Below are 18,855 nucleotides of genomic sequence, written 5' to 3' on the forward strand. Positions count from 1 at the left end.
GAATATTTAGTTGAGCGCCGTTGCGCGACCGTAGGTGCGCTCGACGTAGTCGCTCACGATTTGCTGGAATTCTTCTGCGATGCGCTCGCCGCGCAGCGTCTTGACCTTCTCACCGTCGATGAACACCGGCGCGGCCGGATTCTCACCGGAACCCGGCAGGCTGATACCGATGTTCGCCTGCTTCGACTCTCCGGGACCGTTGACGATGCAGCCCATCACTGCGACGTGCATCTTCTCGACGCCCGGGAACTGGTCGCGCCAGACCGGCATCTGGGTGCGCAGATAGGTCTGGATCTGCGACGCGAGTTCCTGGAACAGCGTGCTAGTCGTGCGCCCACAACCCGGACACGCGATCACCATCGGCGTGAACGAACGCAGGCCCATGGTCTGCAGGATTTCCTGGCCGACGATCACTTCGCCGGTACGCGGGCCGCCTGGCTCCGGTGTCAGCGAAATCCGGATCGTGTCGCCGATACCCTGCTGCAGCAGCACCGATAGCGCCGCCGTCGATGCAACGATGCCCTTCGAACCCATGCCCGCTTCGGTCAAGCCGAGATGCAGCGCAAATTCGCAGCGACGCGCGAGTTCGCGATACACCGCGATCAGATCCTGCACCCCGCTCACCTTGCACGACAGGATGATGCGATTGCGGCTGAGTCCGAGCTCGACCGCCCGTTCCGCCGAGCCGATCGCCGACTGGATCAGCGCTTCGTACATCACGCTCTGCGCTCCCCACGGTTCAGCGCGCGCAGCGTTTTCGTCCATCATCTTCGCGAGCAGTTCCTGATCGAGACTGCCCCAGTTCACGCCGATCCGGACCGGTTTGTCGTAGCGAGCCGCGGCTTCAATCATCTGCGCGAACTGCGTGTCGCGCTTCGCACCGTGACCGACGTTGCCGGGATTGATCCGGTACTTCGACAGCGCTTCTGCGCAGCCCGGATAGTCGCGCAGCAACAGGTGGCCGTTGTAGTGGAAGTCGCCGACGAGCGGCACGCTCACACCCATCCGGTCGAGTTGCTCGCGCACGGCGGGCACCGCCGCGGCGGCTTCAGGTGTGTTGACTGTGATCCGCACGAGCTCGGAGCCGGCCTGTGCCAGTTCCTTGATCTGGATCGCGGTGCCGATCGCGTCGGCGGTGTCGGTGTTGGTCATCGACTGCACGCGCACCGGCGCGTCGCCGCCGATCGTCACGAGCTGACCGCCCCAACGCACGTCGACCGCATGCGACACGCGACGCGGCGCGTGGCCGCCGAAAACGGGCTCGGATGAACAAATCTGGCTGCTGGATGGCAAGGGATCGGAATGCATCGAAAAAATCCGCAAAAAAACCGCTCAGGCCGCCATGCACACTGGCAACGCCCAACCGGGGAAAGCGCCGCAGGCTGATTCGCCGCAACGCGTCATGACAGAATCAAGGCAACGCGAAGCGCGCCACATTGCCTCGGGCCGACGAATACTTGGCGGGATCGACCGGCTGGCCGTCGAGCGTCATCGACGCGAGCCCTGCCTTGTTGCCCACCGTGATCTTGAACGGCGCCGCGCCGGTGACTTCCTTCGTTTCTCCCGCATGAACGAGGCCGGAGAACAGTTCCTTACCGTCGTTCTGGCGCACACTGAACCAGCTGTCCTGGCTGACGCTCATCGCGACGATCGCTTCGCCTTCCTGAGGCGCGGCGGCGGGTGCGCTGGCAGTCATCGTGGTGGCGACGCTTGCCGGTGCGGCAGTAACCGCTGGCTGGTTCGCCTGCGCCGCCGACGCAACAACCGATGCCGGTGCCGCGGCGGTTGGCAGCGGGGCCGGTAGCGGCGTTCCCGACGCGACGGCGCCTGCATCGGTAGATGCGGCCTGATTGCTCTGACCATCCGGCGCACTCGCCGTGTCGTCGGCTGCAGCCGTCTGGCCCTGCGCGACGGTAGCCGACGTACTCGCCGCATCGCCTGCCGTAGGGGCTGTGCCGTTCGCGCTGGCCTTCAGGCGCGCAAACCACGCCGACGACTCGCCGCTGTTCGTGTGCCACATGGCCAGCGCGATCACCGCGACGACGATCGCTGCAATCCCCCACAGCCACGAACGCCGCCGCGGCGCTCCACCCAGTGACAGCGAAACCTTGCCGCGCGGCAGATCGCGTCCCGACGAAGCCGGCATCGACAGATCCGGCTCGGGCACACCTTTTTCGCGGCGCAGCGCCTGCGTGAACGGCGCGGGATCGGCGCCGAGCATACGCGCATAGCTGCGCACCACACCGAGCGCAAACGTCGTATCCGGAAGATGGCTGATGTCGCCTGCTTCAAGCGCGCGCAGCTTCGGCACCGCCACTTTCAGGCGGGCCGATACGTCGTCGATCGTCCAGCCCTTCGATTCACGCAGTTGCGTCAGTCGCGCTCCCAGCGCCGCCAGCGAATCCAGTCCGCCCGACCCAAGCGGCTGCACCACAGCCGGTGCGGGGCGGCCTGCGTTCGTCTCCGTGTCCTGCGGCTGCGGGTGCTGCGGCTCACTCATCCCAAATCCTTTCGCGTCGATTCTTTTTCACTCGTGCGACCCTTCGGGACACCCCGCCCCAATCCGGATTCGCAGACCGTTTATAACAAAATGCGCGGCATGTGTGCCGCTTCCGATCGCTTCTGCAAAACTTCCCTCTTGCATCGCCGCGACGTTGCCGCGGACGTTGCCGGACTACACAGCCCGTACTTCGATGACTTTCGCCGCCTTCCCGGTGCGCTCGGCGAGCCGCGTGCGGTCCTGGACCGCTCCGGCCAGTTGACCACAGGCCGCGTCGATGTCGTCACCGCGCGTCTTGCGCACCGTGGTTACGACACCCGCGTCCATCAGCACCTGCGCAAACCGCTTGATCTGTTCGGACTTCGAGCGGAACAACCCGGATTCCGGGAACGGGTTGAACGGGATCAGGTTGAACTTGCACGGCACGTTGCGAGTCACGGCGAGCAGTTCGCGCGCCTGCGCCTCGCTGTCGTTCACACCATCGAGCATGCAATATTCGAACGTAATGAAATCTCGCGGCGCCACCTTCAGATAGCGCTCGCATGCTGCCATCAACTCGCGCAGCGGATACTTTTTGTTCAGCGGCACCAGCATGTCGCGCAGCGAATCGGTCGGCGCGTGCAGCGACACCGCAAGTGCTACCGGCAGATCGGCGCCGAGCCGGTCCATCATCGGCACCACCCCGGAGGTCGACAACGTCACGCGCCGGCGCGACAGGCCGTATGCATTGTCGTCGAGCATCAGGCGCATGGCGGGCACGACCGCATCGTAATTCAGAAGCGGCTCGCCCATGCCCATCATCACCACATTGGTGACCGCCCGCTCGCCCTTGCCGTCACCGCCGGCCGCCCGGCCGATCGCGGTGCCGCGTGCGGCGCGCAGCGCGAACTCGGCCATGCGCAACTGGCCAACGATTTCGCCGGTAGTGAGATTGCGTGAAAAACCCTGCTTGCCGGTCGAACAGAAGCGGCAATTGACCGCGCAGCCCGCCTGCGACGACACGCACAGCGTGCCGCGGGTTTCTTCAGGAATGAAAACGGTTTCGACGGCATTGCCGTTGCCGACGTCGATCAGCCACTTGCGGGTGCCGTCGGTGGAGATATGGTCGCTGACGATATCGGGCATCGCGAGGGTCGCGTGCCCTTTCAGCTTTTCGCGCAGGGACTTCGCGAGATCGGTCATGCCGTCGAAGTCCGCCGCATTGTACTGGTGGATCCAGCGTTGCAACTGCTTGGCGCGAAACGGCTTCTCGCCGAGGCTGTCGCAATAGGCGACGAGCCCCTCGGCGTCGAGATCGAGAAGGTTGACGGTTGTGCTCGTCATATCGAATCCTGCCATTTCAGTGCGAGACTACATTCATGCAAAGCAAGCTGCATGAACGTCTGTGCCGTTCGCGCCCGTTCCTGCTGCTTTTACCTTACTACTTTGTCCGGCGATCAGTGCGAATAAACGTTGACTGCCGGGAAGAAGAACGCCACTTCGTCGCGCGCCGTTTCGGCTGCATCCGAGCCGTGAACTGCGTTCGCGTCGATGCTGTCAGCGAAATCAGCACGAATCGTGCCTTTTTCAGCCTTCTTCGGGTCGGTTGCGCCCATCAGCTGACGATTCTTCAGGATGGCGTCGTCGCCTTCCAGAACCTGCACCATCACCGGACCGGAGATCATGAACTCGACGAGGTCCTTGAAGAACGGGCGAGCGGCATGAACGGCGTAAAATTTCTCGGCATCGGCACGCGACAGATGCACCATGCGGGCAGCGATGACCTTCAGACCAGCGTTTTCAAAACGGCTGTAGATCTGGCCAATCACGTTCTTTGCCACTGCGTCCGGCTTGATAATCGACAAAGTGCGTTCGAGCGCCATAAAAACTCCAGAAAATTAAGAGGTTACAGATTTAAATGAATCCGCTATTGTAGCATGTTCCCATGTATGATTGCGATTGAACCCTTACAGCATTGAAAGACTCCAAGGGGAGTTGCAGGTGCCTTGCGTTACCCATCCGGCAGGTCTTGCAACTCCTTAAGACAGGGTTAATCTTAGGGATGTAGCTTCCAGATGTAGGGTCAGCCGGTCGGGCCCCAGAAGGCCACGTGGCTGGCACAACCACCGCACCACTGCGTTCGACGCAAGGAGAAACCATGAACACCCCCTATAACTTCGGCCGTGGCGGCACCGTCAGCACGGTCGAAACCCGCAACCGCGTACTGCGCAATACCTATTGGCTGCTCGCGCTGTCGATGGTGCCGACGGTACTGGGCGCGTGGGTGGGCGTCGCGACCGGTTTCACGCTGTTCGCCGCCACCAGCCCGGCAATGAGCATGCTGGCGTTCTTCGCGATCGCTTTCGGCTTCATGTTCGCAATCCAGCGCACCAAAGACAGCGCCGTCGGCGTGTTCGTGCTGCTCGGCTTCACGTTCTTCATGGGCCTGATGCTGTCGCGCATATTGAGCTTCGTGCTCCACTTTTCGAACGGTCCGTCGCTGATCATGCTCGCGTTCGGTGGCACCGGTGTGATCTTCGCCGCGATGGCGACGGTCGCGACGGTCAGCAAGCGCGACTTCTCGGGCCTCGGCAAGTGGCTGTTCATGGGCGTGCTGGTAATCCTGCTGGCCTCGGTCGCCAACATCTTCCTGCAATTGCCGGCGCTAATGCTGACGGTCTCGGTGCTCGCCATCGTGATCTTCTCGGCGTACATGCTGGTCGACGTGCAGCGCGTCGTGAATGGCGGCGAGACGAACTACATCACGGCAACGCTGGCGATCTACCTGGATCTGTACAACGTGTTCGTGAACCTGCTCGCGCTACTCGGTATCTTCGGCGGCAATCGTAACTAAGCCGTGAGCCGGCAAGCTACGCGACAGCCTTGCCGGTGCATCAACAAACAACCAGCTATAAACAGAAACGCGCATGACTTACCGTCATGCGCGTTTTTCTTTGTAGCCGTGCTTTATGACTGTCCGTGTCGCCCTACAGGCTCAACCACGAAAACCCTTCCTGCTGCGACGCGACGATCACCTCGGTAGCGGCGGTGCCCAGGACGCCAGCCATCGCGGCCTGCGCCAGCTCGGGCAGATTGTTCTGCTGGCTCAGGTGGGCCGCGATCAGATGTCGCAGCCGGGACCGGTCCAGCGACGCAAGGATTTCCGCGGCGGCATCGTTGTTCAGGTGTCCATGCGCGCCGCCGATGCGCGCTTTCAGCGACGGCGGATAGCGGCTTGCCGCCAGCATCGCGAGATCGTGATTGCACTCGAGCACCAGGGCATCGCAACCGCTCAGCACTTCGCTGATATGCGGTGTCGATGTGCCGACGTCGGTGAGTACGCCCAGTCGCCCCGCTCCGTCCGATAGCACGAACTGCAGTGGCTCTCGGGCATCGTGCGGCACGGTATAGGGCAATACGGCAAGATCGCCGATCGCCACCGTCTCGTCGCCCCACAGCACCCGCAGGTCGACGTCGGCATCGTCGGCACCGACAGCGCGTGCCGTGCCCCAGCTCATGTACAGCGGGATCGACCACTTGCGGGCCAGCGTCAGCGCGCTGCCGATGTGGTCGCTATGTTCATGCGTGATCAGGATCGCGTCGAGCGCCTCGACATTCGCGCCGATGCGCATCAGCCGACGCTCGACTTCCTTCGCTGAAAAACCGCAATCGAGCAGCACCCGCGTCGTCGTCGCCCCATCCTGCGCTTCGACGAGCAGCGCATTGCCTTCACTGCCGCTGCCGAGGCTCGCGAACCGCATGGTCCGCCTAGTTCAGTTGCGCGTGCAGCAGCGACACGATGTTCTGCGCATCCTTTGACGTATCGAGCTGGCCGTTCGCATCGAGCACGGCAATCTGGGTCAACTGATTGCCGCGCGAACGCACGTTGACCATGAATTCCGGACCCTGTTTCTTGGCGCTTTCGTTGCTATAGAACAGCTTGCCGAACAGCCCGTCGCGCTTCAGTTCCTGCGTCGAATCCGCGTAGCGCACATAGTAGATGCCCTTCTGGCGATCGCGGTTGTCGACGGTGAAGTTCGTCCGGTCGAGCGCGAGACCGACACGCAGCCATGCGCTGTCGAACGGTTCCTGCAGATCGAGCGTCGAACCGCCACTCGACGTATCGAGCTGCGCAGGCGCCACAGCCAGTCGCGCATCGGTCAGCAGTTGCTTCGATTGCGCGTCGGTCAGGCCAAACTTCTGCATCAGCTGAGCGAGAAATTCCGCTTCGAGCGCTGGATCGCGCGGCCGTTCGACCCAGCGCGACGATGTCTTGTCCTGCCCAGTCAGCATTTCTTCCATGGCACTGTGCGTGATCGAAATGTCGGTGGCGCCGTTCGGATCGCGCGACACGAGCGTACGGAACATGTCTCGGGTTCCCGACGAATACGCGAAATCGATCACGCGGCCGATCGTGCGACGGAACCAGTCATCCGGAATCTTCGCGCGGTTCTCGGCCCAGTCGGTCGTCATGATGCCGGTAGCGGGCGCGTCGGTCTTCAACGAGAAGCCAGCGTCCTTCCAGAAATCCTGCAACAGCGGCCACAACTGGTCAGGCGTGCGGCCATCGACCACCAGCCAGCGATGATCGCCGTCACGCTCGATGTGCATGCCGAGCGGATCCTGCGTGTTCGGTACGCCCTCGGTCGAATTGCCAGCCGCCGTCACCGCGCGCTGCGGTGCGCCGCCGAACGCCTTGTCGGCCGGGGGCGCGGTGTAGCGCGGATCGATACCGGTCGGTGTCAGATCGCTGGGGACTGCGAGCGGCGGCGCGCTGCTCGTCGTCTTGTAGTTGACGCGGTCGGTAGCGAACCAGTCGTTCAGCGTATCGCAGCCGGCGAGCATGCCGAGAGCGAGCGTCAGCGCCGCCATGCGGGTTGCGTGGAGGGAAAGTGCGGAACGTTTCATGAGGTCCTTCGTGAAGCTGGAACGCGGTGCCTGGTTCTGAGCCGGAACGTGGCGGGATCGACGTCGGTTAAGGAAATGCCGGTGACGGTGCAGCCCGGTCGCGTAACCGGGCCAGCCCCGCTTCAGCCCATCAAGCCCGCTTCGCGCAGCGCGGCGAGCACGCCTTCGTGGTAGTGCGCATCGAGCGGCGTAAGCGGCAGGCGGATGCCGCCCTGAATGCGACCCAGTTGCTGCAGCGCCCATTTCGCCGGAATCGGGTTCGATTCGACGAACAGGTTCTTGTGCAGCGACAACAACTTCAGATGAATGGCGCGGGCAGTCTTCGCGTCGGCGGCAAGTGCGGCCTTGCAGAGCTCGCTCATCGCGCGCGGCGCGATGTTGGCCGTGACCGAGATATTGCCGTGGCCGCCCAGCAGCATGAGTGCGATCGCGGTCGGATCGTCGCCGCTGTAGATGCCGAAATGCGCGGGCGCCGACTTGATCAGGTGCGCCGCGCGGTCGATATTGCCGGTCGCTTCCTTCACGCCGATCACGCCCGGCACCTGGGCCAGACGCAGGATCGTCTCGTTCGACATGTCCGCGACCGTGCGGCCCGGTACGTTGTAGAGGATGACCGGCAGATCGACCGTTTCCGCGATTTTCGAAAAATGGCGGTAGATGCCTTCCTGGGTCGGTTTGTTGTAGTAAGGCACGACCTGCAGCGTCGCATCGGCGCCGGCGCGCTTCGCGTGCTCGGTCAGCTCGATGGCTTCCGCCGTGGAGTTGCCGCCCGAGCCCGCGATCACCGGAATCCGGCCCGCGGTGTGCTCGACTGCGGTCTTGATCATCAGCACGTGCTCGTCGACCGACAGCGTCGCCGATTCGCCGCTCGTCCCGACGACGACCAGCCCGTTCGTGCCCTCTTCGATGTGCCAGTCGATCAGTTTGCGGAACGCCGGCAGATCGAGGCCGCCGTCTTCGAGCATCGGCGTAATGATGGCAGGGATGCTGCCGCGAATCTGGATGCCGTCGTTGCTATGTGTGCCGTTAGTCATGAAACGCCATGAATTGAATCGGTAAATCGCGATTGTAGCGGATTAGCCGGGCAGAACGTAACGCGGAGGGGGTCGTGCACCTTCCGTATCGTTGTCGCCAGGCCCCTCGAAAATCGCACAAATCCGCTGGACATAAGCCTGACGCGGTTGTGCAAGAAAACCATCGGTGAATCCGACAACCCGCAGCCGCCCGCGGACGACCTCGAGCAACTCGCCCGGCGCCAGCAGAAATTCTGGTCGCGACGGTTTGCCGACCGTCTGGTTGCCGTGCGCGAAGGTTTCGTAGATCAGCACGCCGCCGGGCGCGAGCGCGTCGAGCAGCGTCGTGAATAGCGGTCGATGCAGATAGTTCGTCACGATCACCGCGGCAAACTGCGCGTCGGCGCGCAGGGGCCATGGCGCGCCTTCGAGATCGGCGGCAAGCGTCGCGATGCGCGGTTCGTCGCGCATCGTGGCCAGCGCATCGATGTCGCGATCGATCGCCGTCACCGGATGGCCGCGCTCAGCGAACCAGCGGGCGTGCCGGCCGCGCCCCGACGCGACGTCGAGCACCGTACCGCCCGGCGCGATCAGATGCGCCCAGCTGCAGACCCAGCTCGACGGCTCGGCCAGAGTGGCGGCCAACGGTTGATCGCTCATGCGGACAGACCGCGACGCGGCGCTGCGAACGCGATCAGTTGTACGCGAGGCCCATCGCCTCGCGTACATCACGCATCGTTTCGACGGCGAAGCGGCGTGCCTTGTCGCAGCCATCCGCGGCAATCGCGCGCAGCAACGACGGATCGTCCATATATTTCTGCGCGCGTTCCAGCATCGGCTGCTGTTCGCGCAGGATGCCTTCGATCACCGGCTGCTTGCAGTCGAGGCAACCGATGCCCGCCGTACGACAGCCCTTCTGCGCCCACTCGTGTGTCGCTTCGTCGGTGTAGACCTGGTGCAGTTGCCACACCGGGCACTTGTCGGGATCGCCCGGATCGGTGCGGCGCACGCGCGCCGGATCGGTCGGCATCGTGCGGACCTTCTTCGTGATCGTGTCGGCGTCTTCGCGCAGGCCGATCGTGTTGCCGTACGACTTCGACATCTTCTGTCCGTCGAGCCCCGGCATCCGCGATGCTTCGGTGAGCAAAGCTTGTGACTCGGGAAGAATGATCTTGCGCGCGCCTTCCAGATAACCGAAGAGCCGCTCGCGATCGTTCAGCGACAGGCTCTGCGATTCCTGCAGCATGGCACGGCCCTGTTCGAGCGCCTCGTCATCGCCTTCCTGCTGATACGCGTTGCGCAGTTCGTGATACAGCTTCGAGCGCTTGCCGCCCAGCTTCTTCGCGGCCTCGAGCGCTTTCTCTTCGAAACCCGGTTCGCGCCCGTACATGTAGTTAAAGCGGCGCGCGATCTCGCGTGTCATTTCGACGTGCGGCACCTGGTCTTCGCCAACCGGCACGAGCGACGCGCGATACAGCAGGATGTCGGCCGCCATCAGCACCGGGTAGCCGAGAAAGCCGTAGGTGGACAGGTCCTTGTCCTTCAGCTTCTCCATCTGCTCCTTGTAGGTCGGCACGCGTTCGAGCCAGCCGAGCGGCGTGCTCATGCCGAGCAGCAGCGCCAGTTCCGCGTGCTCGGGCACCCGGCTCTGGATGAACAGCGTCGCCTGCGCCGGATCGATGCCGGAAGCGAGCCAGTCGGTCAGCACATCCCAGACGTTCTTTTCGATCACCTCGGGCGTTTCGTAGTGCGTCGTCAGCGCGTGCCAGTCGACGACGCAGAAGAAGCACGGGTATTCGGACTGCAGTCGCACCCAGTTTTTCAGCACGCCGTGATAGTGGCCGAGGTGCAGCGATCCGGTGGGCCGCATGCCGGAGAAGATACGGTCTGGGAACATGGTCTTATGAGAAGAGCGAAACGAGAGGAGTCAGGATGGTCGTGACCGCATCGTAGCCGAGATCGACCAGCGGTCGTAGCCAGTAGCGTGTCAGGGTGCCCGTCATCACCAGCGCCATGACGATGAAGAATCCGTACGGTTCGATGCGCGACAGCGCGATGGCCGCACGCGTCGGCAGCAAGGCGGTGAGCACACGGCCGCCATCGAGCGGCGGCAAGGGGAACAGGTTCAGCACGCCGAGCACGAGGTTCACGCCGACGCCGGCCGCGGCCATCCGTGTGAAGAACGGTTCATCGACGCCGACCACGGCAAGCACCACACCGACCACGCCCCACACGAGCGCCTGGATGAAATTGCATCCGGGTCCGGCGAGCGCGACCCACAGGCTGCCCCAGCGCGGATTGCGCAGATTGCCGAACGCGACCGGGACCGGCTTCGCATAGCCGAACATGAAGGCGCCGCTCGTTGCGAAGTACAGCACCAGCGGAATCACGATCGTGCCGAGTGGATCGATGTGCCGCATCGGATTGAACGACACGCGACCGAGCACGTAGGCGGTGTTGTCGCCGAGCATTCGCGCGACGTAACCGTGTGCCGCTTCGTGCAACGTGATCGCGAAGATCACGGGCAACGCGTAGACGGCGATAGTTTGTATCAGGGAAGAATCCATAGCTCGCTATTGTAACAACGCGATTACGCGCGTCCGTCCGCCTTCTCTTACGGTGCGTTCAGGTCTCCCTGACGCTCCGCTCATATCGTTTCGTTTACTCATACAGCCTGCTCATGCAGCCTGGCCCAGCCCGAACGGCGCGAGACTGCCGCGCCCTGCCCGCACCAGCACCGGCTCTTCTCCGGTCAGATCGATGATCGTCGATGGTTCGCGCGGACACGCACCGCCGTCGATCACCAGATCAAGCTGCTTTTCAAGGCGCGCTCGGATCTCGTCGGGATCGTTGAGCGGCTCCGTTTCGCCGGGCATGATCAGCGTCGTACCCAGCAGTGGCTGCCCAAGCTCCTCGAGGATCGCAAGCGTGATCGCATGATCGGGCACCCGCAGCCCGATCGTCTTGCGCGACGGATGAGACAACCGGCGCGGCACCTCTTTGGTCGCTTCCAGCACGAACACGTAGGGCCCCGGCGTCACCGACTTGATCAGCCGGTACTGGCGGTTGTCCACCATCGCGAAATTGGCAAGCTCGGACAGATCGCGCACCAGCAGCGACAACAACTGACGTTCGTCGAGCCCACGGATGCGCCGCAGACGTTCGACCGCCTGCTTGTCATCGAGATGGCATGCGAGTGCGTAGCTGGAATCGGTGGGCAGCGCGACCACGCCGCCGTCGTTGATGATCTGCACCGCCTGCTTGATCAGGCGCGACTGCGGATTGTCCGGATGAACCCGAAAAAATTGCGACATGGCGATCAGGTGAGGAAATTGGACGATGCGCCGGCTTGCATCGGCAGATGCGCGGCGCGTGCCGTTGCGGCACCGCGCGGCATCACAGCCAGCGTTCCCAGACAGGCTTGAGATCGGACGGAAGCGGCGGCAGGCTACCCAGCTCGACGCGGCTTTCGCCGGGTGAATGAAAATCGGAGCCGCGCGAGGCTTCGAAGCCGAAGCGGCGCGCGACGTCTGCATACTCGCGATACTGATCCGGCGTGTGGCTACCGGTCACGACTTCGATTGCCTTGCCGCCGAGATCGATGAATTCGCCGAACAGCGCATCGAACTCGAGCGGCGTGTAAGCGTAACGGCCTGGATGCGCGATGACGGCTTCGCCGCCAGCGGCGTGAATCCATTTGACCGCGTCGGCCAGCTTCGCCCAGCGATGCGCAACGTAGCCCGGCTTGCCATCGCCGAGGTAGCGGGTAAACGCATCCTGCGTCGATTCCGCGTAGCCCGCATCGACCATGAAACGCGCGAAGTGAGTGCGCGACATCATGTCCGGATTCGACACGTACTTCAACGCGCCTTCGTAAGCATCCGGCACGCCCAGGGTGGCCAACTGCTCGCCGATCGCCTCACCACGCGCGGCACGACCGTTACGCGTACGCGCAAGGCCGTCGACCAGCGCGCTACACGCAGGGTCTACATGCAGGCCGACGATATGCACGGTCCGCGACGCCCAGGTCACCGAAATCTCGACACCGCCCAGATAGCGCATGCCGAGCGCCTCGGCGGTCGCGCGCGCCTCTGGCTGGCCAGCCACTTCATCGTGATCCGTCAACGCCCATAACGTCACGCCGCACGCGTGCGCGCGCCGCGCGACGTCGGCGGGCGCGAAGTGGCCGTCGGAAACGGTGGAGTGGCAATGGAGATCGGCGTTCATGTGGGTTTGTGGAGGTTCACGCGCTATTTTACTGCAATGCAGTAAGCGAACGCTGACCAATCTCCGGAAACCCGCATGGCCTGCGCCGCGTGGGTTTCCTTATGCGCAAAAAGTCAGCCGCGTGACATCGCCCGATGACGCTACGTGCAAAACGCCTCGATCAACGCCGCGACCTGCTCCGGCTGGTCGTGATGCACCATATGACCGGCATCGTCGATGATCTTTTCGCGCCAGTTCGGAAACGCGCGGAAACGGGCCTTGAATTCGTCGAGCGGGATCTCGCCAGCGATCATCGCGAGCGTTGGCGATGCGGCCGCTTCGACGTGCAGGACCTTCGCCTGCACCTTGGCCCACACCGCCATGACTTCGTCGAGCCGGTACAGCATCGGGCCGCGCATCTTGTGCGCGGGATCGGCCAGCAGTTCGTAGCCGCCCTCGCCGTCCGGGCGCGACCAGTGCTCGGCGAGAAACCGGGCGCGCTGTGCGCTCAGGCGCTCATTGGTCTTGACGAGCCGTGCCGCGACCGCGTCGAGCGACGCGTAATGCTTCAGGCTCGGCGGTTCGCGCATTTCATCGAGCCAGCCGCGCAAGCGCCGTGGCGCCTGTGCCGCAAACGAAGGCGCCAGTCCGAACCCTTCGAGGTCGACCACCCTCCGCACGCGCTCCGGCCTGATCCCCGCGTACAGGCAAACGACGTTCGCGCCCATGCTGTGCCCAACCAGGTTGACCTCGCCGGTCGGCGCGTAATGATCGAGCAGCGCATCGAGATCCGACAGGTACTCCTGAAACCAGTAGTGCCCGGCGCCGCGCTCCGCGACCGGCCAGTCGGATAGCCCGAAACCGCGCGCATCCGGGGCGATCACCTGCCAGTCGCCGCCCAGCGCGTCGACCACGAACTGGAACGACGCGGCGACATCCATCCAGCCGTGCAGCATGAACAGTGCGGGAGCGTCCGGATTTCCCCAGCGGCGCACATGCAGCCGCACACCGTGGACGGAAACGAAATCGGACTGGGAAGTATTCATGAGCGACCCGCAAAAAAAAGAATGGTCGTTCGATTATATCGACGTCTGCGTCCGGCGGCTGTCGGAGCGTGGAAGGAATGTTCAGTCGACCACTGGATCGTCGAGACCGGCAAGCGCCGCCAGCTCGGCTTCGTCGAAGCCGGCGTCGCGGCGCGCCGCGAAATTGAACGGGCCGCGCAGCTTCGGCGCCTTGTACTGCGCGGCGAGCAACGTGTACGTCGCGTGGGGATCGAGGGCGCGCGCGTCGCACAGATGGCGGAACCAGCGGTTGCCGATCAGCACGTGGCCGATCTCGTCGCGCAGGATTACGTCGAGAATCGCCGCTGACTCGTCATCGCCCGCCTGCTTCAGACGCGCGCGGATCGGCGGCGACGCATCGAGTCCGCGTGCTTCGAGCGTCCGCGGCACGAGCGCCATGCGCGCGAGCACGTCGTCGCGGGTCCGGTCGCACATGTCCCACAGGCCGTCGTGCGCGGGAAAATCGCCGTATGCATGGCCGAATTCGGCGAGCCGCGCGACGAGCAGCGAAAAGTGATGTGCTTCCTCTGCCGCGACTTTCAGCCAGTCGACGTAGAACGCTGTGGGCATACCGGCAAAGCGCCACACGGCGTCGAGCGCCAGGTTGATCGCGTTGAACTCGATATGCGCGAGTGCATGCAGCAGCACGGCACGCCCTTCTGGCGACTGCATGCTGCGCCTGCCGAGCTGGCGCGGCTCAACCAGCTCGGGCCGTGTGGGCCGTCCCGGCAGGTCCGGCGGCTCGGCGATCGTTGCGTCGGGGCGGCACACCGCAGTCCCGCCGTGAACCTCGATCTGCAGCAGGCGCGTCGCCCCGGCCTTGCGCGCCGGGTCACGCTCGCGCAAAGCGGCCAGCGCGGCGGTGCGAGCGCAGACCGGTTCGAACGGGACGGAAAAAGCAGGCGAAGCAGCGGCAACCATGTCTGACGGACGAAGAAAGGAGTAGAAAAGCGCGGAAACGGACCACGCAACGAGGCGGCAACGCACCCGCCGTCGCCACGTCACCCAGCCTCCATACACAACCGTTTACAATACGCGATTCAACCATGATGCAGCGCCCCCGCGCGCTGCGAACGTGCGCGGAGCCGGTTTCCGGCGTGACGCGCGACACCGGAGACACCGTGGCAATCTACAAGCTCGGCACAGCAGCCCCGACCATTCACGAAAGCGTGTTCGTCGCGGACACCGCGACGATCATCGGCAAGGTATCGGTGGAAGAAAACGCCAGTATCTGGTTCGGCGCGGCGATCCGCGGCGACAACGAGCTGATTTCGGTCGGCGCCGGCAGCAACATCCAGGAAGGCGCCGTGCTGCACACCGACCCCGGCTTCCCGCTGACGATCGAAGCCGACGTGACGATCGGCCATCAGGCAATGCTGCACGGCTGCACGATCAAGGAAGGCGCCCTGGTCGGAATTCAGGCGGTGGTCTTGAATGGAGCGGTAATCGGCCGCAACTGTCTGGTCGGAGCCGGCGCGGTCGTGACCGAAGGCAAGGTGTTTCCGGACAATTCGCTGATTCTGGGCGCGCCCGCCAAGGTCGTGCGCGAACTGACGGAGGCGGACATCGCCGGCATGCGGCGCAACGCGGCGAACTATGTGGAACGCCGCGAATATTTCAAGGCGCAGCTCGTGCGCATCGGCTGATAGACAGCCGGTCGCGCGATGCGCAGGTGTGGCAGCGAGCCGCGCCCTAAATCTAAGGAAAAGTTGTGAAGGATCAGTTGCAAAAGTTCATCTTCAGCGCGGCGCCAGTGCGCGGCGAAATCGTTTCACTGCGCAACACCTGGCAGGAAGTGCTGACGCGCCGCGATTACCCGGCGCCCGTGCGAACCATCCTCGGCGAAATGATGGCTGCCTGCGCGCTGCTGTCCGCGAACCTGAAGTTCAACGGGACGCTGATCATGCAGATTTTCGGCGATGGGCCGGTGAAGATGCTGGTCGTCCAGTGCGGCTCGGATCTGTCGATGCGTGCCACAGCCAAGTTCTCCGGCGACGTCGCGGCCACCATCGGCGACGACACCACCCTGATCGAACTCCTCAACGCGGGCGGCCACGGTCGCTGCGTGATCACGCTCGATCCGCACGACAAGATGCCCGGTCAGCAGCCGTATCAGGGCATCGTGCCGTTGTCGGGCCTGGATGGGCCGCTGAAGTCGATGGCCGAGGTACTCGAGCATTACATGCATCATTCGGAGCAGCTCGACACGCGTCTGTGGCTCGCCGCCAATACCGAGCGCGCAGTCGGCATGCTGCTGCAGAAGCTGCCCGGCGACGGCGGCATCGTGCCGCATCCGGGCGAGCTGGACACCGACACGTGGGAACGCGTATGTACGCTCGGCGGTACGCTGTCGCGTGAGGAACTGCTGAAGGAAGAGCCCGAAACCGTGTTCCGGCGTCTGTTCTGGCAGGAAAACGTCCAGCACTTCGAGCCGGCCACCGCGCGCTTCGAATGTAGCTGCTCACGTGAACGGGTTGGCGCCATGCTGAAGATGCTCGGTCGCGAGGAAGTCGACAGCGTGCTCGAAGAGCGCGGTCACGTCGAGATTCACTGCGAGTTCTGCAATCAGCGCTATGAGTTCGACCCGGTCGACGTCGCGCAACTTTTTCTTGCTAGCGGGCTCTCAGAAGGGTTAACGCCCGCTCCCGGGCAACGGCATTAACGGGCGGTGGCTATCCGGCTTGTGCGGGTAGCCACCGCCGTTGTATCGTGGGCTGCAAAATCGGTGTTGCGCGTTGTTGCGGTGTATTACGGGTGAGCGTCAGCGTGTCGTTGTCAGACCATGCAGGCGTCGACCGATGGAGAACGAAATGAAAACCCCTTTCCCCCTGTTCCATCGCGGCCGGATCGCGATCGCACTGTCGCTGGTTGCCGGTAGCGTCGCGCTGGCCGGCTGCGCACTGGAACCGCTCGGCCCTGCACCGATCTACAGCCGGCTGCCCGCCAGCCAGTCGGGCGTACCCGACGGTACGCGCCCGCTGACCGAACAGGAACGCCAGCGCTACGATGCGATCGACCGCCAGGTCATGGCCGAGCAAAACCAGGCGATCGCCGCCGAAGCCGCCGCTCAGGCATGGGCACAGTATTACAGTCCGCCGGTTACGATCTCCGGCGGCTACTACGGCGGATGGGGCCGTGGCTGGGGCGGCGGAATCGGCTATGGCTATGCGCCGGGCTGGGGATGGGGCTGGTAGCCATCGCAGTCAGGAGCACCAACAAAAAAGGCGCGATCAATATCGCGCCTTTTTTACAGATCTCTTCAATCCTTCCGCCATTCGCCGGATAACCGCATCAACGCTGCGCCACCGCCTTCGTATCCTTGCCGGTCTTCTTGCCCGCGTGCTTGCGGTCCGGCTTCGCGCGTGACTCCGGGTTCGGGACCACACGTACCGGTGCCGCCGACATCACCCCACGTGTCGACGTATTCGCCGCCGCCGTGCTTGCCGCTGCATTCGCTGCAGCGTTCGGCGACACGAACTGCACGAACACTTCGCTGTCCTTCACCATGCCCATCTCGTAGCGCGCACGCTCCTCGACAGCAGCCGTGCCGCTCTGCAGATCCTGCACTTCACCTTCGATCCGCTCGTTACGCAGCTTCGCATCCGCGTTCTTTTTCTGCTGTCCGTCGAGCTGCTGCTGCAGTTCGTGAACGCGCAGCCAGCCGCCATGTCCCCACCAGAGCGGGAACTGGATCAGCGCCAGCAAGACGATCAGAACGACAGTGACGAGCCGCATGAAAAAGAGAGCGCAGATAATACGCGCCGCCCTGCGCTATACGCAGGGCGGCGGGTTGAAACTGGAACGATGGATGGCGGCTGCAATGCTTAGCGCAGATTGTAGAACGCCGACTTGCCGGGGTAGCTCGCGATATCGCCGAGATCTTCCTCGATGCGCAGCAACTGGTTGTACTTCGAGATGCGGTCGCTGCGCGACAACGAGCCGGTCTTGATCTGCCCGGCGTTCAGGCCGACCGCGATATCGGCGATCGTCGAATCTTCGGTTTCGCCCGAGCGGTGCGAGATCACGGCCGTGTAGCCGGCACGCTTCGCCATTTCGATCGCTGCGAACGTCTCGGTCAGCGTACCGATCTGGTTGATCTTGATCAGGATCGAGTTCGCGATGCCCTTGTCGATGCCTTCCTTCAGGATGCGCGTGTTCGTCACGAACAGATCGTCGCCGACCAGCTGGATCTTCTTGCCGAGCTTGTCGGTAAGCAGCTTCCAGCCCGCCCAGTCGCCTTCGTGCATGCCGTCTTCGATCGATACGATCGGGAACTTGTCGGCCAGCGTGGCGAGGTAATCGGTGAATTCCGCCGACGACAGTTGCAGCCCTTCGCCCGCCAGCTGGTACTTGCCGTCGTGGTAGAACTCGCTCGCGGCGCAATCGAGTGCGAGCAGCACGTCTTCACCGGCGCGGTAGCCAGCTTTCTCGATGGCTTGCAGGATGGTCGACAGACATTCGTCGTTGCTACCGAAGTTCGGCGCGAAGCCGCCTTCGTCGCCGACCGCCGTGCTCATGCCGCGGTCCGCGAGAATCTTCTTCAGCGCGTGGAACACTTCGGCGCCGCAGCGCAGCGCTTCGCGGAAGCTCGGCTGGCTGACCGGCACGATCATGAATTCCTGGATGTCCAGGCTGTTGTTGGCGTGCGCGCCTCCGTTGACGATGTTCATCATCGGCACCGGCAGTTGCATCGCGCCCGAGCCGCCGAAGTAGCGGTACAGCGGCAGGCCGGCTTCTTCGGCAGCGGCCTTCGCAACGGCCATCGATACCGCCAGCATCGCGTTCGCGCCGAGGCGTGCCTTGTTGTCGGTGCCGTCGAGTTCGAGCAGCGTCTTGTCGAGGAACGCCTGCTCGGAGGCGTCGAGCCCCATGATCGCTTCGGAGATTTCGGTGTTGATATGCTCAACCGCTTTCAGCACGCCCTTGCCGCCGTAGCGGCCGGTTTCACCGTCGCGCAGCTCGATCGCTTCGCGCGAGCCGGTCGAAGCGCCCGACGGAACCGCTGCGCGGCCCATCGTGCCCGACTCGAGCAGCACGTCGCATTCGACGGTGGGATTGCCTCGCGAATCGAGAATCTCGCGGCCGATGATATCTACGATAGCACTCATGGTTTCCTCAAGAAATGACGGTGGATGCTGTACGGTGACGACCGGGCGAACGCCGTGCGTCTGTCGTCAGACGCTGC

General features: G+C 63.7%; 20 protein-coding genes. 4 read left to right on the top strand and 16 right to left on the bottom strand.

Going from position 1 to position 18,855, the window contains the following annotated elements:
• Positions 1–6 precede the first annotated feature (6 nt).
• The 4 genes from ispG to ndk all read right to left on the bottom strand — a co-directional run bounded on the left by ispG (position 7) and on the right by ndk (position 4,362).
• Entirely contained in the window at positions 7–1,308 is a 1,302-nt protein-coding gene (gene ispG, locus BWP39_RS02390) for a flavodoxin-dependent (E)-4-hydroxy-3-methylbut-2-enyl-diphosphate synthase (RefSeq protein ID WP_096716788.1), read from the bottom strand.
• A gap of 103 nt (positions 1,309–1,411) precedes the next feature.
• Entirely contained in the window at positions 1,412–2,500 is a 1,089-nt protein-coding gene (locus tag BWP39_RS02395) for a helix-turn-helix domain-containing protein (RefSeq protein ID WP_096716789.1), read from the bottom strand.
• Between the two features lie 174 nt (positions 2,501–2,674).
• Entirely contained in the window at positions 2,675–3,823 is a 1,149-nt protein-coding gene (gene rlmN / locus BWP39_RS02400; protein ID WP_096716790.1) for a 23S rRNA (adenine(2503)-C(2))-methyltransferase RlmN, read from the bottom strand.
• A 113-nt stretch (positions 3,824–3,936) separates the two neighbouring features.
• On the bottom strand, positions 3,937–4,362 hold the full coding sequence (gene ndk / locus BWP39_RS02405) for a nucleoside-diphosphate kinase (protein WP_091014139.1): 426 nt from the start codon (positions 4,360–4,362) through the stop codon (positions 3,937–3,939).
• Between the two features lie 275 nt (positions 4,363–4,637).
• Between ndk and BWP39_RS02410 the strand changes: the two genes are divergently transcribed.
• The gene (locus tag BWP39_RS02410; protein WP_096716791.1) at positions 4,638–5,333 is read left to right on the top strand and encodes a Bax inhibitor-1/YccA family protein; all 696 of its coding nucleotides are present in this window, start codon (positions 4,638–4,640) and stop codon (positions 5,331–5,333) included.
• Positions 5,334–5,466: 133 nt separating this feature from the next.
• Here the strand turns inward: BWP39_RS02410 and BWP39_RS02415 are convergent, their stop codons facing one another.
• The 10 genes from BWP39_RS02415 to BWP39_RS02460 form a co-directional block, all read right to left on the bottom strand.
• Positions 5,467–6,240, bottom strand: coding sequence for an MBL fold metallo-hydrolase (locus BWP39_RS02415; protein WP_096716792.1), 774 nt, complete (start codon positions 6,238–6,240; stop codon positions 5,467–5,469).
• 7 nt (positions 6,241–6,247) lie between these two features.
• Positions 6,248–7,387, bottom strand: a complete 1,140-nt coding sequence (bamC, locus tag BWP39_RS02420; protein ID WP_096716793.1) for an outer membrane protein assembly factor BamC — start codon at positions 7,385–7,387, stop codon at positions 6,248–6,250.
• A gap of 122 nt (positions 7,388–7,509) precedes the next feature.
• Positions 7,510–8,421, bottom strand: a complete 912-nt coding sequence (gene dapA / locus BWP39_RS02425; protein ID WP_096716794.1) for a 4-hydroxy-tetrahydrodipicolinate synthase — start codon at positions 8,419–8,421, stop codon at positions 7,510–7,512.
• 42 nt (positions 8,422–8,463) lie between these two features.
• The gene (locus tag BWP39_RS02430; protein WP_096716795.1) at positions 8,464–9,060 is read right to left on the bottom strand and encodes a class I SAM-dependent methyltransferase; all 597 of its coding nucleotides are present in this window, start codon (positions 9,058–9,060) and stop codon (positions 8,464–8,466) included.
• Positions 9,061–9,094: 34 nt separating this feature from the next.
• Positions 9,095–10,297 (bottom strand): tryptophan--tRNA ligase, encoded by a 1,203-nt coding sequence (locus BWP39_RS02435; RefSeq protein ID WP_096716796.1) that lies wholly within the window; start codon positions 10,295–10,297, stop codon positions 9,095–9,097.
• Positions 10,298–10,301: 4 nt separating this feature from the next.
• Positions 10,302–10,967: a site-2 protease family protein gene (locus BWP39_RS02440; protein WP_096716797.1), complete on the bottom strand. Its 666-nt coding sequence runs from the start codon at positions 10,965–10,967 to the stop codon at positions 10,302–10,304.
• 111 nt (positions 10,968–11,078) lie between these two features.
• Positions 11,079–11,714, bottom strand: coding sequence for an L-threonylcarbamoyladenylate synthase (locus BWP39_RS02445; protein ID WP_096716798.1), 636 nt, complete (start codon positions 11,712–11,714; stop codon positions 11,079–11,081).
• Between the two features lie 82 nt (positions 11,715–11,796).
• Positions 11,797–12,627: a 3',5'-nucleoside bisphosphate phosphatase gene (locus BWP39_RS02450; RefSeq protein ID WP_096716799.1), complete on the bottom strand. Its 831-nt coding sequence runs from the start codon at positions 12,625–12,627 to the stop codon at positions 11,797–11,799.
• A 140-nt stretch (positions 12,628–12,767) separates the two neighbouring features.
• Positions 12,768–13,652 carry an alpha/beta hydrolase gene (locus tag BWP39_RS02455; RefSeq protein WP_096716800.1) on the bottom strand — a complete coding sequence of 295 codons (885 nt, stop codon included), beginning with the start codon at positions 13,650–13,652 and terminating at the stop codon, positions 12,768–12,770.
• 81 nt (positions 13,653–13,733) lie between these two features.
• The gene (locus tag BWP39_RS02460; protein WP_096716801.1) at positions 13,734–14,591 is read right to left on the bottom strand and encodes a ferritin-like domain-containing protein; all 858 of its coding nucleotides are present in this window, start codon (positions 14,589–14,591) and stop codon (positions 13,734–13,736) included.
• Positions 14,592–14,791: 200 nt separating this feature from the next.
• Here BWP39_RS02460 and BWP39_RS02465 point away from each other — a divergent pair, with 200 nt between their 5' ends.
• The 3 genes from BWP39_RS02465 (at position 14,792) to BWP39_RS02475 (ending at position 16,864) form a co-directional block, all read left to right on the top strand.
• Positions 14,792–15,316, top strand: a complete 525-nt coding sequence (locus BWP39_RS02465) for a gamma carbonic anhydrase family protein (RefSeq protein WP_096718463.1) — start codon at positions 14,792–14,794, stop codon at positions 15,314–15,316.
• Between the two features lie 65 nt (positions 15,317–15,381).
• The gene (gene hslO / locus BWP39_RS02470) at positions 15,382–16,332 is read left to right on the top strand and encodes an Hsp33 family molecular chaperone HslO (protein WP_096716802.1); all 951 of its coding nucleotides are present in this window, start codon (positions 15,382–15,384) and stop codon (positions 16,330–16,332) included.
• A gap of 148 nt (positions 16,333–16,480) precedes the next feature.
• Positions 16,481–16,864 carry a hypothetical protein gene (locus BWP39_RS02475; RefSeq protein ID WP_096718465.1) on the top strand — a complete coding sequence of 128 codons (384 nt, stop codon included), beginning with the start codon at positions 16,481–16,483 and terminating at the stop codon, positions 16,862–16,864.
• Between the two features lie 97 nt (positions 16,865–16,961).
• Here the strand turns inward: BWP39_RS02475 and ftsB are convergent, their stop codons facing one another.
• Positions 16,962–17,405, bottom strand: coding sequence for a cell division protein FtsB (gene ftsB, locus BWP39_RS02480; protein ID WP_096716803.1), 444 nt, complete (start codon positions 17,403–17,405; stop codon positions 16,962–16,964).
• 89 nt (positions 17,406–17,494) lie between these two features.
• The gene (gene eno, locus BWP39_RS02485; protein ID WP_091014191.1) at positions 17,495–18,778 is read right to left on the bottom strand and encodes a phosphopyruvate hydratase; all 1,284 of its coding nucleotides are present in this window, start codon (positions 18,776–18,778) and stop codon (positions 17,495–17,497) included.
• Positions 18,779–18,855: the final 77 nt, after the last annotated feature.

It is taken from the genome of Paraburkholderia acidicola (genome assembly GCF_002362315.1).
Lineage (GTDB): Bacteria > Pseudomonadota > Gammaproteobacteria > Burkholderiales > Burkholderiaceae > Paraburkholderia > Paraburkholderia acidicola.